16 protein-coding genes are annotated in these 16,808 nt (G+C 64.0%); 8 read left to right on the forward strand and 8 right to left on the reverse strand.

Annotated elements, in window-relative coordinates; all coding sequences use genetic code 11:
* Positions 1-109: 109 nt before the first annotated feature.
* The 8 genes from U5A08_RS12375 to U5A08_RS12410 all read right to left on the reverse strand — a co-directional run bounded on the left by U5A08_RS12375 (position 110) and on the right by U5A08_RS12410 (position 10,019).
* Entirely contained in the window at positions 110-883 is a 774-nt protein-coding gene (locus U5A08_RS12375; RefSeq protein WP_253395210.1) for a 3-hydroxybutyrate dehydrogenase, read from the reverse strand.
* A 7-nt stretch (positions 884-890) separates the two neighbouring features.
* Complete coding sequence (locus U5A08_RS12380; RefSeq protein WP_253395212.1) at positions 891-2,282, reverse strand: GntP family permease; 1,392 nt, start codon at positions 2,280-2,282, stop codon at positions 891-893.
* 285 nt (positions 2,283-2,567) lie between these two features.
* Positions 2,568-3,968, reverse strand: a complete 1,401-nt coding sequence (locus U5A08_RS12385; RefSeq protein ID WP_321851738.1) for a sigma-54 interaction domain-containing protein — start codon at positions 3,966-3,968, stop codon at positions 2,568-2,570.
* Between the two features lie 108 nt (positions 3,969-4,076).
* Positions 4,077-5,654, reverse strand: a complete 1,578-nt coding sequence (locus U5A08_RS12390; protein WP_321851740.1) for an ABC transporter ATP-binding protein — start codon at positions 5,652-5,654, stop codon at positions 4,077-4,079.
* 10 nt (positions 5,655-5,664) lie between these two features.
* Positions 5,665-6,687 carry an ABC transporter permease gene (locus U5A08_RS12395; RefSeq protein WP_247407106.1) on the reverse strand — a complete coding sequence of 341 codons (1,023 nt, stop codon included), beginning with the start codon at positions 6,685-6,687 and terminating at the stop codon, positions 5,665-5,667.
* Positions 6,687-7,748, reverse strand: a complete 1,062-nt coding sequence (locus tag U5A08_RS12400) for a microcin C ABC transporter permease YejB (RefSeq protein WP_253395218.1) — start codon at positions 7,746-7,748, stop codon at positions 6,687-6,689. Before U5A08_RS12400 ends, U5A08_RS12395 begins: the two co-directional genes overlap by 1 nt.
* Entirely contained in the window at positions 7,748-9,607 is a 1,860-nt protein-coding gene (locus U5A08_RS12405) for an extracellular solute-binding protein (protein ID WP_321851742.1), read from the reverse strand. The genes U5A08_RS12400 and U5A08_RS12405 overlap by 1 nt, the downstream gene beginning before the upstream one ends.
* Before the next feature lie 130 nt (positions 9,608-9,737).
* Complete coding sequence (locus U5A08_RS12410) at positions 9,738-10,019, reverse strand: peptidylprolyl isomerase (RefSeq protein ID WP_247408156.1); 282 nt, start codon at positions 10,017-10,019, stop codon at positions 9,738-9,740.
* Positions 10,020-10,180: 161 nt separating this feature from the next.
* Between U5A08_RS12410 and U5A08_RS12415 the strand changes: the two genes are divergently transcribed.
* The 8 genes from U5A08_RS12415 (at position 10,181) to ubiT (ending at position 16,783) form a co-directional block, all read left to right on the forward strand.
* Positions 10,181-11,371, forward strand: a complete 1,191-nt coding sequence (locus tag U5A08_RS12415; protein ID WP_321851743.1) for an NnrS family protein — start codon at positions 10,181-10,183, stop codon at positions 11,369-11,371.
* Positions 11,372-11,380: 9 nt separating this feature from the next.
* Positions 11,381-11,800: a hypothetical protein gene (locus tag U5A08_RS12420; RefSeq protein ID WP_253395221.1), complete on the forward strand. Its 420-nt coding sequence runs from the start codon at positions 11,381-11,383 to the stop codon at positions 11,798-11,800.
* A 100-nt stretch (positions 11,801-11,900) separates the two neighbouring features.
* A complete protein-coding gene (pdxH, locus tag U5A08_RS12425) occupies positions 11,901-12,548 on the forward strand; it encodes a pyridoxamine 5'-phosphate oxidase (protein WP_321851744.1) in 648 nt (215 codons plus the stop codon).
* An 84-nt stretch (positions 12,549-12,632) separates the two neighbouring features.
* Positions 12,633-13,187, forward strand: a complete 555-nt coding sequence (moaB, locus tag U5A08_RS12430; protein WP_321851746.1) for a molybdenum cofactor biosynthesis protein B — start codon at positions 12,633-12,635, stop codon at positions 13,185-13,187.
* Positions 13,184-14,416: a molybdopterin molybdotransferase MoeA gene (locus U5A08_RS12435; RefSeq protein WP_321851747.1), complete on the forward strand. Its 1,233-nt coding sequence runs from the start codon at positions 13,184-13,186 to the stop codon at positions 14,414-14,416. Before moaB ends, U5A08_RS12435 begins: the two co-directional genes overlap by 4 nt.
* Positions 14,417-14,425: 9 nt before the next feature.
* Positions 14,426-15,421: a ubiquinone anaerobic biosynthesis protein UbiU gene (gene ubiU / locus U5A08_RS12440; RefSeq protein WP_253395225.1), complete on the forward strand. Its 996-nt coding sequence runs from the start codon at positions 14,426-14,428 to the stop codon at positions 15,419-15,421.
* 10 nt (positions 15,422-15,431) lie between these two features.
* Positions 15,432-16,322, forward strand: a complete 891-nt coding sequence (locus U5A08_RS12445) for a U32 family peptidase (protein ID WP_253395227.1) — start codon at positions 15,432-15,434, stop codon at positions 16,320-16,322.
* Positions 16,316-16,783 (forward strand): ubiquinone anaerobic biosynthesis accessory factor UbiT, encoded by a 468-nt coding sequence (ubiT, locus tag U5A08_RS12450; protein ID WP_253395229.1) that lies wholly within the window; start codon positions 16,316-16,318, stop codon positions 16,781-16,783. The genes U5A08_RS12445 and ubiT overlap by 7 nt, the downstream gene beginning before the upstream one ends.
* Positions 16,784-16,808: the final 25 nt, after the last annotated feature.

A 16,808-nucleotide genomic window follows, 5' to 3' on the forward strand; every position in this document is an offset into this window, starting at 1 on the left:
TGTGGGAGGGGGCTTGCCCCCGATGGCGGAGTATCAGCTAGCACATGCGGTACTGACCCACTGCCATCGGGGGCAAGCCCCCTCCCACATTGGATTTTCTGTGTTTGGTCTATTGGGCCAGCCAACCACCATCGATGTTCCATGCCGCGCCGCGCACTTGGGCACCGGCCTCGCTGCACAAAAACAATACCAGCTCGCCCAGTTGCGGCGGGGTGACGAACTCCAGCGACGGCTGCTTCTCCGCGAGCAAATCATGCTGGGCTTGTTGCGGGTCGACGCCGTTGGCGGCGCGATCATCGATCTGCTTCTGCACCAGCGGCGTCAGCACCCAGCCGGGGCAGATCGCGTTGCAGGTCACGTTGCTGGTGGCGGTTTCCAGGCCGACCACCTTGGTCAGGCCAATCACGCCATGCTTGGCCGCCACATACGCGGCCTTGCCCACCGACCCCACCAGGCCATGCACCGAGGCGATATTGACGATGCGCCCCCAGCCCTTGGCCTTCATGCCCGGCAGGCTCAGGCGCGTGCTGTGGAACACCGACGATAGGTTGATCGCGATGATCGCATCCCAGCGTTCCACCGGGAACGCTTCCACCGCCGCCACATGCTGGATGCCGGCGTTGTTGACCAGAATGTCCACGCCGCCGAATTCACGCTCGGCGTAGGCGATCATGTCGGCGATCTGCGCCGGGTCGCTGACGTCCGCCGGGTGGTGCCCGACCTTGCCGCCGAACGCCTGCACCTGGGCGATCACCGCGCTGGCGTCGCCGAAGCCGTTGAGGATCAGATTGGCGCCGGCCTCGGCCAAACTCAAGGCGATGCCCAGGCCAATGCCGCTGGTGGAGCCGGTGACCAGGGCGGTCTTGCCATTCAAGTTTGTCATAGAAACCTCACACAATGCCGGTGGCGTAGAAAGTACCGATCACCACGAACACCGCGAGGGTCTTGATAATCGTGATGCCGAAGATGTCCTTGTAGGCTTCGCGGTGGGTCAGCCCGGTGACCGCCAGCAACGTGATCACCGCGCCGTTGTGGGGCAGGGTGTCCATGCCGCCGCTGGCCATGGCCGCGACCCGGTGCAGCACTTCAAGCGGGATATTGGCCGCGTGGGCCGCTGCAATAAAACTCTCGGACATCGCCGCCAGGGCGATGCTCATGCCGCCAGACGCCGAGCCGGTGATACCGGCCAGCAGGGTCACGGTAATCGCTTCGTTGACCAGCGGGTTGGGGATGCCCTTGAGCCAGTCCGCCAGCACCAAAAAGCCCGGCAGCGAGGCGATCACCGCACCGAAGCCGTATTCCGAAGCGGTGTTCATCGCCGCCAGCAACGCACCGCTGACCGCGCTCTTACTGCCTTCGGCGAGCTTGCTTTTGATCGCTGACCAGCCGAACACCAGCACCATGATGATGCCCACCAGCAACGCGGCCTGCACCGCCCAGATCGCGGTGAGCTTGGCGATTTCGGTGGTCACCGGCGCGCTCATGCCGGGCAGGCTGAGGCTGTGGGTCTTGCCGTACCACTGCGGAATCCAGTGGGTGAACAGCAGGTTCATCACCCCCACCAGGATCAGCGGCGACAGCGCGATCCAGGGGTTAGGCAGGCTCAGGTTTTCGGCAGTCTCCGGCTCGTTGCGCAGCTCGGTGCCATAGCCTTCACCGGCCCGTTGCGCTTTGTTGCGCTGGCGCGCCAGGTAGAGCATGCCGGTGCAGAACACGAAGACCGTGCCGATCAGCCCCAGCCACGGCGCGGCCCAGGCGGTGGTGTTGAAGAACGTACTGGGGATGATGTTCTGGATCTGCGGCGTGCCGGGCAGCGCATCCATGGTGAACGAGAACGCACCCAGGGCGATGGTCGCCGGAATCAAGCGCTTGGGAATGTCGCTCTGGCGGAACATCTCCGCCGCGAACGGGTACACCGCAAACACCACCACGAACAGCGACACGCCGCCGTAGGTGAGCAGGGCGCAGACCAGCACGATCACCAGCATCGCCTGGCGCGTGCCGAGCAAACGGATCGCGGCAGCCACGATGGAGCGCGAGAAACCCGACAGCTCGATCAGCTTGCCGAACACGGCACCGAGCAGGAACACCGGGAAATACAGTTTGATGAAACCGACCATTTTCTCCATGAACACCCCGGTAAACGCTGGGGCGACTGCGGACGGGTCGGTGAGCAGGACAGCGCCGAGAGCGGCGATGGGGGCAAACAGGATAACGCTATAGCCACGGTAGGCAGCCAGCATCAGCAGCGCGAGGGCTGCCAGGGCAATGATCACACTCATGGTGTGTCTCCATCGGATTGTTATTTTTGTGGGGTGAAGCTGTGGAGGAAGGCTATAGCGAGATGTGTGCCATGTTCATAACCTATTGAAATAAATAGATATTATTTTATCGGTGAACAGATTTTTCAAATGCTGTCTCAATTTAGAGACAAAAACAGATCAAAGGTGGGAGGGGGCTTGCCCCCGATAGCGGTGGGTCTGCAAAGAATAGGCTGACTGAGGCACTGCCATCGGGGGCAAGCCCCCTCCCACAAGGATTGTCTTTATATTGAGATTTGTGTCTCTTTATTGAGATGTGGCCAGCCCCAGCGCGACCATTTTCTTGTACAAGGTCGACCTGCCCAGCCCCAAGCGCTGGGCCGCATCCACCACATTCCCGTCGCAGGCCTTGAGCGCCGCCCCGATCACCTGCCGATCAAAGCGCTCGCGCGCCGCCGCAAACGTCTCGCCCTCGACGGTCTCCACCGCCCCGCGCGCCACCGGGCTGAACGTGCCGATCGCGGCGCGAATCTCTGCCGCATCCAGTACCAAGTCATCGCTCAACAACGCCGCACGTTCCAGCACGTTGCGCAGCTCGCGGATATTCCCCGGCCACGCATGCTGCGCCAACAACGCCAGGGCCTCGCGATCCAGTTCGTGGTGGCTGCGCAGGTCTTCGAGGATCGCTTCGCTCAACGCCGGAATATCCTCCAGCCGCTCGCGCAACGGTGGCACCCGGATCGGCAGCACATTCAGCCGGTAATACAGGTCCGCACGAAACTCGCCGCGCTTGATCGCCGCTTCAAGGTCCATGGACGTGGCGGCAATCACCCGCACATCGCTGTGCAGCATCTCGTTGGAGCCGACCGGTTCGTATTCCTTCTCCTGCAACACCCGTAGCAACTTGCTTTGCAGTGGCAGCGGCATGTCGCCGATTTCATCGAGAAACAGCGTGCCGCCCTGGGCGATCTGCAACTTGCCGGGCCGGCCTTTGCGGTCGGCGCCGGTAAACGCGCCTGGCGCGGTGCCGAAGAACTCGGCTTCGAGCAAGTCATGGGGAATCGCGGCGCTGTTGATGCTGACAAATGCCTTGTGCGCGCGGGGCGATGCCCCGTGAATCGCCTGGGCCAGCAGCTCTTTGCCGGTGCCGGTTTCGCCGAGCAGCAACACCGGCGACTCCGCGCTCGCACTGCGCCGCGCACGGCGTTTGACTTCCAAACTGGCGGCGCTGGTGCCGATAAAGTGCGCAAAGGTGTACTTGCTTTGGCGCGAACGCAGCAGCGAGCGGGTCGACGCCAGCTCCTGCTGCATGCTCAGGTAGCGCTCGATCAGCGGCGACAGGTTGCGCAGCTCATCGAACAGCGCAAAGCCGATGGCGCCGATCACCGCGCCGGCATCGTTGTGGATCGGCAGGCGCATCACCACCAGCGGTCCCTTGGGCGTGTCCTGGATATCCAGCAGGATCGGCAGGTCTGTGCGTACCACCTGGCGGAGCAGGCTGTTGGAGATGACTTTTTCGCAGGGTTGGCCGATGGCTTCGTCGGCGCTTTTAAGGCCGAAGCGCTTGGCGTAGCGCTCGTTCATCCACACGATGTTGGCGTCGCGGTCGACGATCACCGTGCCTTCGCTGGACTGCTCGATGATCTCGAACAGCGACTGGATGGCCAGGCCGCGAACCTGTTGGTAGTCCTTGAGGCTGGTGTTCATGCGTGCAGAATCCTGTAGGAGCGAGCTTGCTCGCGAAAAACGTTAACGATGACGCGGGCCTGCTGGTTGAACGCGGTGTCCTTGCGCTTTTCGCGAGCAAGCTCGCTTCTACAAGGGGATGTGTGCGGCGGCCAGCAGTTCCTGGGTGTAAGGGTGTTGCGGCGATTCGAATACGTCATGGCTGGCGCCACGCTCCACGACCTTGCCGTCCTTGATCACGATCATGTCGTGGGCCATGGCGCGGACCACGGCCAGGTCATGGCTGATGAACAGGTAGGTCAGGCCGTATTTGTCCTGCAGTTCGCGCAGCAACGCCACCACTTGCTTCTGCACCGTGCGGTCGAGGGCCGAGGTCGGTTCGTCGAGCAGCATCAGCGCCGGTCTGAGCACCAGCGCGCGGGCGATGGCAATGCGTTGGCGCTGGCCACCGGAAAACTCGTGGGGGTAGCGATGCCGGCTGGCCGGGTCGAGGCCGACGTCCTTGAGCACCTGGATCACCTGCGCGTCGCGCTCGGCGAGGCTGCACGGCGCATGCACCTCCAGGCCTTCGCTGATGATCTGCTGCACCGACATGCGCGGGCTGAGGCTGCCGTAAGGGTCCTGGAATACCACCTGCATCTGCTTGCGCCATGGGCGCATCTGCTTGTGATTGAGCGGGTCGAGGGCCACCCCCTGGAAGCGGATGCTGCCGGTGGAATCCAGCAGGCGCAGGATCGCCTGGCCCAGGGTGGATTTACCCGAGCCCGACTCACCGACGATGCCCAGCGTCTTGCCGCGCTGCACGCTGAGGCTGATGCCGTCCACCGCGCGCAGGTAGGTCTTGCGCTGAAACAGGCCGCCGCCGAGGGGGAATTGCACGCTCAGGTCGTCCACCTGCAACACCGTTTCACGCGTTTCGCTGCACAGCGCCTCGCCCGCCGGTTCAGCATCCAGCAGCAAGCGGCTGTAGGGGTGTTGCGGCGCGGTGAACAAGGTCTCGCAGTCGGCCTGCTCGACGATCTCGCCGGTATGCATCACGCACACCCGCTGCGCCATGCTGCGCACCAGGTTGAGGTCGTGGCTGATCAGCAGCAGCGACATGCCCAAGCGTTGTTGCAGGGACTTGAGCAGCAGCAGGATCTTGCGCTGCACGGTCACGTCCAGCGCGGTGGTGGGCTCGTCGGCGATCAGCAGTTCCGGCTCGCAGGCCAGGGCCATGGCGATCATCACGCGTTGGCGTTGGCCACCGGAGAGTTGGTGCGGATAGGCCTTGAGCCGTTCCTCGGGCTTCTGGATACCGACCAGTTCCAGCAACTCAATGATGCGCGCCTGCGCCGCCTTGCCGCCCAGGCCCTTGTGCAACAGCAGGGTTTCGCCGATCTGCTTTTCGATGCTGTGCAGCGGGTTGAGGGAGGTCATCGGCTCCTGGAAGATTATGGCGATGCGGTCGCCGCGCAGCTTTTGCAAGGTGGCGGGCGACGCACCGATCAATTCCTGGCCGCGATAGCGCACGGAGCCGCGGGTTTGCGTGCCGGCTTCGGGCAGCAATTGCAGGATCGAAAGGGCCGTCACCGACTTGCCCGAGCCCGACTCGCCGACCAGCGCCAGGCACTCGCCGGGGCGTACATCCAGGCTCAGGTTGTGCACCACGGCCTGGCCGCTGAAGGCGACGCAGAGGTCGCGGATCTCGATCAGGTTGTCGCTCATACGGACTCACTCATGAACGGGGGTCGAAGGCATCACGCAACGCCTCGCCGATAAATACCAGCAGCGACAGGATCAGCGCCAAGGTGAAAAACGCCGTCAGGCCCAACCAGGGCGCTTGCAGGTTCTGCTTGCCCTGGGCGATCAACTCACCCAACGACGCGCTGCCTGCCGGCATGCCGAAGCCGAGGAAATCCAGGGCGCTCAATGTGGAAATCGCACCGGTCAAAATGAACGGCAGGTAGCTCAGGGTGGCCGTCATGGCATTGGGCAGGATATGCCGGCGAATGATCTTGGCGTCACCCAAACCCAACGCCCGCGCCGCCTTGACGTACTCCAGGTTGCGCCCGCGCAGGAACTCGGCGCGCACCACGTCCACCAGGGCCAGCCAGGAAAACAGCGCCATGATCCCCAGCAGCCACCAGAAGTTCGGTTCGACAAAACCGGACAGGATGATCAGCAGGTACAGCACCGGCAATCCGGACCACACTTCCAGGAGGCGTTGGCCGAGCAAGTCGACCCAGCCGCCGTAGTAACCCTGCAACGCGCCGGAGGCGATGCCGATGCTCGCACTGATCACCGTGAGCGCCAGGGCAAACAGGATCGACACCCGCGCGCCGAAGATCACCCGCGCCAGTACATCGCGCGACTGGTCATCGGTGCCCAGCCAGTTCACCGCTGAAGGCGGGCTGGGGGCAGGGCGGGTCAGCTCGTAGTTGGGCGTGTCATCGCTGAACGGCACCGGCGGGAACAGCATCCAGCCGCCGTCCTGCTTGATCAGCTTTTGCACGTAGTCGCTGCGATAATCCGCCTGGAACGGCAATTGCCCGCCGAACTGCTGTTCGGTGTAGCGCTTGAACACCGGGAAATACAGCTCGTTCTTGAAGCTCAACACCAGGGGCTTGTCGTTGGCGATCAGCTCGCCGCCCAGGGTCAGGATAAACAGGCCGATAAACAGCCACAGCGACCACCAGCCGCGGCGGTTTTTCTTGAAGCGTTCGAAACGCCGGCGGGCCACGGGAGACAGATTGAGCATCAGGCGTTCCTCGCGGCGAAGTCGATACGCGGGTCCACCAGGGTGTAGCAGAGGTCGCCGATCAGTTTTATCAGGAGGCCGAACAAGGTGAAGATAAACAACGAGCCAAACACTACCGGATAGTCGCGGGACACGGCGGCTTCGTAGCTCATGCGCCCGAGGCCATCGAGGGAGAAGATCACTTCGATCAGCAGCGAGCCGGCAAAGAACACGCTGATAAACGCCTGGGGAATCCCCGAAATCACCAGCAGCATCGCATTGCGGAACACATGGCCGTACAGCACGCGGCGTTCGCTCAAACCTTTGGCGCGGGCGGTGACTACGTACTGGCGCGTGATCTCATTGAGGAACGAGTTTTTCGTCAGGATGGTCAGCGTGGCGAACCCGCCAATCACCAGCGCCGTGACCGGCAAGACCAGGTGCCAGAAGTAGTCGGCGATCTTGCCCACCGTGCTCAGTTCGTCGAAGTTTTCCGAGACCAGGCCGCGCACCGGGAACCAGTTCAACGACGTGCCGCCAGCGAACACCACGATCAGGAACATCGCAAACAGGAACGCCGGCATCGCATAGCCGATCACGATCGCGGTGCTGCTCCACACATCGAAGCTGCTGCCATGGCGCACTGCCTTGCGAATCCCCAATGGGATCGACACCAGGTAGGTGATCAGCGTGGCCCACAGGCCGAGGGAGATGGTGACCGGCATTTTTTCCAGGATCAGGTCGGTGACTGTCGCGCCGCGAAAGAAGCTGTTGCCGAAGTCCAGTTGGGCGTAGCTCTTGAGCATCAGCCACAGGCGTTCCGGTGCCGGCTTGTCGAAGCCGTATTGTTTTTCGATGTCCTTGATCAGTTTCGGGTCCAGGCCCCGGCTGGCCCGCGAGCCGCTGCTGAGGCCTTCGCCTGCGGAGCCGCCGATGGCACCGCCGCCGATGCCTTGCAGGTGGGCGATCGCCTGTTCCACCGGCCCGCCGGGCGCGGCTTGTACGATTACGAAGTTGACCAGCAGGATGATCACCAGCGTCGGGATGATCAACAGCAGGCGGCGCACGATATAGGCAAACATCAGTGGGCCCCTCCGCGTTTTTTAAGCTGCGCGTTCATTTGTTCGTTCGTCAGTGGCGTGGGGCTGATTTCCCACCAGGTTTCCAGGGCTTCGTCATTCTTCGCCTCGATCGCCGGGCGGCCGAAGCGGTTCCACCACGCGGCGGACGTGCCGGGCGGGTAGTAATTGGGGATCCACAGGTAGTTCCATTGCAGCACCCGGTCCAGGGCGTGGGCGTAGGTGAGCATCTGCGCCTGGGTGTTGGCCTTGACCAGGCCTTTGATCAGGCTGTCGATGGCCGGGTCCTTGAGCACCGTGTAGTTGTTGGCGCCCGGGTCGAACGCCGCAGTGGAGCCGAAGTAGTTGTACAGCTCCATCCCCGGCGACATGGTCACCGGGAAACCGGTGACGATCATGTCGTAGTCCCGTGTCATCAGCCGGTTGACGTACTGCGAGGAGTCGATGCGGCGGATGTTCAGGGTGATGCCGATCTGTGCCAGGTTGCGCTTGTACGGCAGCAACAGGCGTTCCAGGCCGGCCTGGGCATTGAGGAAGGTGAACTCCAGCGGCTCGCCCTCGGCGTTGACCAGCTTGTCGCCATCGGGTTTCCAGCCGGCTTCTTCCAGCAGGGCCAGGGCTTGCAGTTGCTTGTCGCGGATCATGCCGCTGCCGTCGGTGACCGGCGCCTTGAAGACCTGGGTGAACACCTCGTCGGGCACCTGGCCGCGCAGCGGTTCGAGGATCGCCAGTTCTTCTGGAGTGGGCAATTGGCTCGCGGCCAGCGGGCTATTGGAGAAGTAGCTCTGCTGGCGGATGTACAGGTTGCGCATCATCTGCCGGTTGGCCCATTCGAAATCCCACAGCATCGCCAGGGCCTGGCGCACGCGACGGTCCTTGAACATCGGGTTCTGCACGTTGAACACATAGCCCTGGGCCGGTTGCGGCATCTCTTTGGCCAGGTGCGCACGTTGCAGGCGCCCGTCATCCAGCGCCGGGCCGTTGTAGCCGATGGAGTAGCCGGTGGCGGAGAACTCGCGGTTGAAGTCATACGCGCCGCCACGTAGCACTTGGCGCGCCACTTCGGTGTCGCCGAAATATTCCAGGCTCAGGTGATCGAAGTTGTACAGGCCACGGCTGACTGGCAAGTCCTTGCCCCACCAGTCAGGGTTGCGGGTAAAGGTAATGGTGCTGCCCGCGTCGATCTTGCTGACCTTATACGGGCCGCTGCCCAGCGGCGCTTCGTAGCCGCCGCCGTTGGCGAAGTCGCGGGTTTTCCACCAGTGCTCGGGGAACACTGGCAGGGTGGCGATATCCAGCGGCAGGGTGCGGTTTTCATCGCTGGAAAAATCGAAGCGCACCTGCCGCTCGCCTTCGACTTCGACGTGTTTGACGTCGGCGAACAGCGTGCGAAAGCGCAGGCTACCCTGGGTCATCAGCAAATCGAAGCTGTAGCGCACGTCTTCGGCGGTGATCGGTGTGCCATCGGCGAACCGTGCCTTGGGGTTGAGGTAGAAGCGCAGCGACAGGCCGTCGTCCGCACGTTCCATCTTCTCGGCGACCAGGCCGTAAACGGTGTACGGTTCATCCAGGGAACGCAGGGCCAGCGGCGAATACAGCCAGCCGTCGATCTGGGACACGCCGATGCCTTTGTCGATATAGGGCAGCACATGGTCGAAGCGTCCGATCTCGATGGCCGAACGCCGCAGGCTGCCGCCCTTGGGCGCGTTGGGGTTGGCATAGTCGAAATGGCTGAAGCCGGTGGCATACTTGGCCGGTTCGCCATACACGGTCAGGTAGGTTTGCGGGGCTGCGATCACAGCGGTACTGGCCAGCAGCAGGGCCAGGGTGGAGCTAAATAGAGTCGAAAAAACCAGTCGCATTATCAGCCTTGAGCGCCGGGTGAAGAAGAATAGGGATTTGTACGCTAACGGCCTGAGCATCGCCAGTCATCCCATGCACAACGGCCCACCAAAAGGCGGGCCGTTGTTTCAAGCATCAGCGCGGACTGAATCAGTCCTGACGGCTGGTGACTTCCAGCAGGTGATAACCGAACTGGGTTTTCACCGGGCCTTGCACAGTGTTGACCGGGGCGCTGAACACCACGGCGTCGAATTCTTTAACCATCTGGCCTGGACCGAACGAGCCCAGGTCGCCGCCTTGACGGCTGGAGGGGCAGGTGGAATTGGCTTTGGCAACGTCTGCGAAATCGGCGCCGCCTTCGATTTGGGCCTTGAGTTCATTGCACTTGTCTTCGGTGGCAACGAGGATGTGACGGGCGGTGGCTTTGGCCATGGGAATTAACTCCTTGAGTAAAAACGCTGAGCGTACCGGATTCAGTCGGTTATTTCCCGGCAAAGTTCCCCTGTTCGTGGCGGGCGTGCTTGATCTACGACAAGGGCAATGCGCAGGCGACAGCGCAAGATTGTCGCATTCATCCGTTTAGGAGCCGTGCTATGCAAGTGCTCGATCGACGCAAGGCCATGGCAATTCCCCCTTTGTTTCGCCTGGCGTTCCGCCCGTTTTTCCTCGGCGCCTGCCTGCTGGCGGTGCTGGCAATTCCGCTGTGGTTGTTTGCCCTGGGTGGCGCCACCGGTACTTGGCAACCGGCCGGCGGCTGGTTGGCCTGGCACCGGCATGAGCTGCTGTTCGGCTTTGGCGTGGCGATCATCGCCGGCTTTTTGCTGACGGCGGTGCAAACCTGGACCGGCCGCCCCGGCCTCAGCGGCGCGCCGCTGGCGCTGCTCGCCGGTCTATGGCTGGCGGCACGCCTGAGTTGGTTGGTTAACCTGCCATGGCCGCTGCTGGCGGTGCTGGAGTTGAGTTTTCCGCTGGCCGTGGCCGGGGTGATGGGCTGGACGCTGTGGAAGGTCAGGCAAACCCGCAACTACCCGATTGTATTGGTGCTGGGCCTGCTCGCCGTGGCAGACGCGTTGGCGCTCTATGGGGTGCTGCGCCAGGACGAAGGCATGCAGCGCCAGGCGGTGCTCACTGGTCTGTGGCTGGTGGCGGCGATGATGGGGCTGATCGGCGGCCGGGTGATTCCGTTCTTTACCCAGCGTGGTCTGGGCCGGGTCGATGCGGTCAAGCCGTGGCCGTGGCTGGACCGCGTATTGCTCGGCGGTTCGATCCTGATAGCGTTGCTCTACGCCAGCGGGCTGGCGGTGTTCCCCAGTGGCTGGAGCGGCGCGCTGTTCGCCGTGCTTGGCCTGGGCCACCTGCTGCGCCTGGTGCGCTGGCATGACCGTGGCCTGTGGCGCGTGCCGCTGCTGTGGTCGCTGCACCTGGCATATGCGTGGCTGGCTGTGGCCTGTCTGGGCATGGCGCTGTGGCATTTCGGCGCGCCGCTCAACCCGAGCCTGGCCGTGCATGCGCTGACGATCGGCGCCATGGCCGGGATGATCCTGGCGATGGTGGCGCGGGTCAGCCTGGGCCATACCGGTCGGCCGTTGCAGCCGCCGGGCGGGATGACCCTGGCGTTTGCACTGTTGAACCTGGCCGCAGTGTGCCGGGTGGTGCTGGTGTTGATCTGGCCCGTGGCGGCCTTGTGGCTGGCGGGGATTTGCTGGACGGTCGGCCTGGGCCTGTACCTGTGGCGTTATGCGCCGATGCTGTGGCAAGCGCGGGTCGACGGGCATCCCGGTTAGGAGCATTGCATGCTGTATTCGTGGTTGTTGATCGTGCATCTGCTGGCGGCGATCGCCTTTATCGGCACGCTGTTTTTTGAAGTGATGATCTGGCACAGCGCCCGCGAGGAGCTGGCCTGGTCGGCGCGCTTCACTGCCGAACACGCCATCGCCCGGCGTTCGCGGCGGGTGCTGCATGGCGTGGTAGTGCTGCTGTATGGCGCGGGCATCGGCCTGGCCTGGCATTACCGCGGCATGCCCTGGAACAGTCATTTCGGACTGTTCCTGAGCCTGAAAATCCTGCTGGCCCTGAGCATCATCGGGCACTACCTGCTGCTGGCCTACTGGCTGACCCACGAGCGCCTGAGCCCCAAGCGTGCGCTGTGGATACGACGCAGCATTCTCGCGCACATGGTGGTGATCGTGGTCCTGGCGAAGTCATTGTGGTGAGCGGCGTGCGGCGCCATGCCGCGGCGGATTGTTGATCGTGATCAAGGGATAGAACCTGCGCAGTTCCCACACTGTGGCGAATTCTCTGGAGGTCCGTCCCATGCCCCTGTCCCTCGCGCAACTGCGCCGCAACTACACCCTCTACGGCCTGCGGGACGACGGCGAGCAGGACGATCCGCTGGTGTTGTTCGGTCAGTGGCTGAGCCAGGCGCGCAAAACCGAAGTGCCTCCCGCCGAGGCCAACAGCATGGCCCTGGCCACGGTCGACAGTGAAGGGTGCGCCCATTGCCGCATCCTGCTGCTCAAGGGCTTCAGCGCCGAGGGCTTTGTGTTTTTTGGCAATTACCAGAGCGCCAAGGGCGAGGAGCTGGCGAGCAACCCCCAAGCGGCGATGACGTTTTTCTGGCCGGGCCTGGAGCGCCAGGTGCGCATTGAAGGCGCGGTCGAGCGCCTCGATCCGGCGCTGTCGGACGCCTATTTCGTCGCCCGTCCGGCCGCCAGCCAACTCGGCGCCTGGGCCTCGCCGCAGAGTCAGCCCCTGGCCCACCGCAGCGAGCTGGAAGGTTTGCTGCGTGAGGTCACCGAACGTTTCGCCGGCCAGCAGCCGCCACGGCCCGAGCATTGGGGCGGGTACTGCCTGAAGCCGCGCCGCATCGAGTTCTGGCAAGGCCGCCCTGACCGCCTGCATGACCGCCTCGACTACCGCCTGCAAGAAGGCGCCTGGCAGCGCACGCGGCTGGCGCCCTGACGAGGTACCTCCTTCGAGGAATAGGCCCTGCGCCCGTTGCGGCGCAGGCTGAGCGCATCTTTTTATCTGCCTGGAGCCTTGATCATGGCCCATTTGACCCAACGCAGTTTTGTCTCCCTGAACATCGCCGTGCTGACCATCAGCGACACCCGCACCTTTGACACCGATACCTCCGGGCAGACTCTGGTAGAGCGCCTTGAAGGTGCCGGCCATGTACTGATCGACCGTGGCCTGGTGATGGACGATATCTACCAGATCCGCGCCCGTGTCTCGCAGTGGATCGCCGACCCTCAGGTGCAAGTGATCCTGATGACCGGCGGCACCGGCTTCACCGCCCGCGACAACACGCCACAAGCGGTGTTGCCGCTGCTGGATAAACAGGTGGACGGTTTTGGCGAGCTGTTCCGCCAGGTGTCCCTGGCGGAAATCGGCATGTCCACCTTGCAGTCCCGCGCCCTGGCGGGCATGAGCAACGGCGTGCTGGTGTGCTGCGTGCCCGGTTCGCCCGGCGCGTGCCGCACCGCCTGGGACCAGATACTGGTCGGTCAACTGGACAGCCGCACTGGCCCGTGCAACTTCGTTGCGCACCTCAAGCCCCAGTTCGAACAGACGCTCAGCGCCTGTGAGGCGCGGTCATGAACACCCGCGTGTGTGACAGCGGGTCGTTGATGCCGGTGGATGAGGCGATCGCGCAACTGCTGGCCCAGGCGCCGCCTGTGCCAGCCACCGAAGTGATCCCCCTCGGCCAGGCTGCGGGCCGGGTGATCGCCGAAGAACTGTTTTCCCCCCTCGACTTGCCGGGCTGGGACAACAGCGCCATGGACGGCTACGCCCTGCGCGCCGCCGATGTGCCGGAGCAGGGCGGCTACCTGGTGTTGGCCGGGCGGATTGCCGCCGGGCACAGCAGCGACGTGCCGTTGCAGGCCGGGCAAACGGTGCGGATTTTCACCGGCGCGCCATTGCCGCCCGGCGCCGACAGCGTGGTGCCCCAGGAGCGTTGCCGCGTCTACGGCCAGCGCATCTGGTGCCCACCGCTGCGTCTGGGCGAACACGTGCGCAAGCGCGGCGAAGAGCTGCAACGCGGGCAAAGCCTGTTGCGTGTCGGCCAGCGCCTGCGCGCCCAGGAAGTCGGTCTGCTGGCGTCGGCCGGCATCCCTTGGGTCAAGGTCTATCGCCCTCTGCGCGTGTGCCTGCTGAGCAGCGGCGATGAACTGCGCGAGCCGGGCGAGTCACTGGCGCCGGGACAGATCTACAACAGCAACCGCCACCTGGTGACCGCGTTATTGCGCGGCTGGGGCGTGGAGGTGCTCGACTACGGGGTGATGGCCGACGCGCTGGCCGCCAGCCGCGACGCGTTGATCCTGGCGTCCTCCGAATGCGACCTGCTGCTGACCACCGGCGGCGTGTCGGTGGGCGAGGAGGACCATCTCAAGCAAGCCATCCAGGAGCTCGGTCGCGTGGACTTCTGGCGCCTGGCGATCCAGCCCGGCAAGCCCCTGGCGTTTGGCGAAGTCGCGGGCAAACCGTGGATCGGCCTGCCCGGCAACCCGTCCGCCGCGCTGATCACCACGTTGGTGGTGGTGCGTCCGTTCCTGTTGCGCGCCCAGGGTGTCGAGCGCGTATTGCCGGTGCCGATCCAGGTGCCGGCCGGGTTTGAATGGTCCACCCCCAACAAGCGTCGCCAGTACCTGCGCGCGCGCTTGAGCCCGGGCGAGGATGGGCAATTGCGCGCCGTCCTGCACCCCCAGCAAAGCTCGGCGATGCTCACTGCCGCCTGCTGGGCCGATGGCCTGGTGATCGTCGAGCCCGAGCAACTGTTGCTCAAGGACGCACCGGTGCCTTTCCTGTCTTTCGCCGAGTTTCAATGAGGAGTCTCCATGCAACTGGTCTGCCCGGCAGGCAACCTGCCTGCGCTGAAAGCCGCGGTGCGCCAAGGCGCCGATGCGGTGTATGTCGGTTTTCGCGATGACACCAATGCCCGGCATTTCGCCGGGTTGAACATGGACGACAAACAGTTCGACGCCGCCGTCGCCCATATCCGCCAGCACCAGCGCAAGCTGTATGTGGCGGTCAACACCTACCCGCAACCGAAGATCTGGTCACGCTGGCAGCGCGCCGTCGACCGTGCGGCCGATCATGGTGTGGACGCGCTGATCGCCGGCGACCCCGGTGTGCTCGGTTACGCCGCTGCGCGCCATCCGCAGATGGCGTTGCACTTGTCGGTGCAGGGCTCGGCCACCCATGCGGCGGCGCTGAAGTTCTACGTCGAGCGTTATGGCATTCGTCGCGCGGTGCTGCCGCGGGTGCTGTCCCTGGCCCAGGTGCGGCAGGTGGCGGCGAGCAGTGTGGTGCCGATCGAAGTGTTCGGCTTCGGCAGCCTGTGCATCATGGCCGAAGGGCGATGCCACTTGTCGTCGTATATCACCGGCGAGTCGCCCAACCTGTGCGGTGTGTGTTCGCCGGCCAAGGCGGTGCGCTGGAGCGACGACGCCGATGGCCTGAGCGCACGCCTCAGTGAAGTGCTGATCGACCGCTACACCCCGGAGGAACCGGCCGGCTACCCGACCTTGTGCAAAGGCCGCTTCCTGGTCGGCGGCAAGCGTTTCCACGCCCTGGAAGAACCGACCAGCCTCGACACCCTGGACCTGTTGCCCGAACTCAGCGCCATTGGCGTGGCAGCGGTGAAGATCGAAGGCCGGCAACGCAGCCCGGCCTATGTGGAACAAGTCACCCGAGTCTGGCGCGCCGCCCTCGACGCCCACCGCAGCGCCCCGGCCAATTTTGTGGTCAAGGACCAGTGGCGCCAGGTGCTGGCCGGACTTTCCGAAGGCAGCCAGACCACCCTGGGTGCTTACCATCGCGCATGGCAGTGAGGAATTACAGATGAAACTCAGCCTGGGACCGGTGCTGTTTTATTGGGATAAGGAACACCTGGGGCGCTTCTATTCAGACATGGCCGGCTTGCCCCTGGACGTGATTTACCTGGGGGAAACCGTGTGCTCCAAACGCCGCGCGTTTTCGCTGGATCAATGGTTGGGCCTGGGCCGCGAGTTGCAGTCGTGCAGCCCGGCGCAGATCGTGCTGTCGAGCCTGACCTTGATCGAAGCCGCCTCCGAGCTGTCGAGCCTGCGCCGTCTGTGCGACAACGGCGAGGTGCTGGTTGAAGCCAACGACATGGGCGCGGTGCAGTTGCTGATCGAGCGCAAGCTGCCCTTTGTCGGCGGCCCGGCGCTCAACCTGTACAACGGCCACGCCCTGGTGCAATTGCTCGATGCGGGCATGCAGCGTTGGGTGCCGCCGGTGGAGTGCTCGCAAAGCCTGATCGCCGATGTACTGGAGCAGGTGCGCGAACTCGGCCGGCCGTTGCCCGAAGTGGAGATCTTCGCCTACGGGCATTTGCCCCTAGCGTACTCGGCCCGTTGCTTCACCGCCCGCGCGGAAAACCGGCCCAAGGACGATTGTCAGTTCTGTTGCATCAACTACCCCGATGGCATGGCCCTGACCAGCCAGGAAGGGCAGCCGCTGTTCACCTTGAACGGGATTCAGACGATGTCGGCTGATGTCACCAACTTGCTCGCCGATTACCCCGGCCTGGTCGCGTGTGGTGCTGACCTGTTGCGCCTGAGCCCACGGGCTGAGGGCATGGTCGGCGTGGTCCAGGCGTTCGACCAGGTGCGCCAGGGCGCAATGCCGCCGTTGTGCGTCGACGGCTGCAACGGTTACTGGCACGGCCAGGCCGGCATGCTGCGGGTCGAGGAGGTGGGCCTGTGTTGAGTCGCAAACAATGGCTGCTCAAGGGCGCCGATCGCTTGCTGCCGCTGGTGCGCCACGTGCCGTTCCGGGTGCAGCGCCTGGCCTTGCAGCAAGGTCTCAACCGCTGCCTGGCCGAGCCGTTGCGCGACGGCGGCTTTGACCTGCTGCGCGGGCGCTGGATGTGCTTGCGCATCCCGGATCTCGGGCTGTGCTGGTACCTGACCCTGGCACGGGACGGTTTGCGCCTTGCCGAAAAAGCCGAGGCCCAGGTGACGATCAGTGGTAACTGGCGCGAGTTCTTGTTGCTGGCCAGTCGGCAGGAAGACCCGGACACCTTGTTCTTCCGGCGCCGCTTGGTGATTGAAGGCGATACGGAGTTGGGGCTGGGCTTGAAGAACCTGATCGACAGCCTCGACTCCGATGTGCTGCCGCCCTGGTTGTGGCGCAACCTGGAGCGGGCAGGGCGCGGGCTGGCGGCCTGACGCGAGCGACCTATCCCTTCGCAAC

Source organism: Pseudomonas paraveronii, from assembly GCF_963681955.1.
Lineage (GTDB): Bacteria > Pseudomonadota > Gammaproteobacteria > Pseudomonadales > Pseudomonadaceae > Aquipseudomonas > Aquipseudomonas paraveronii.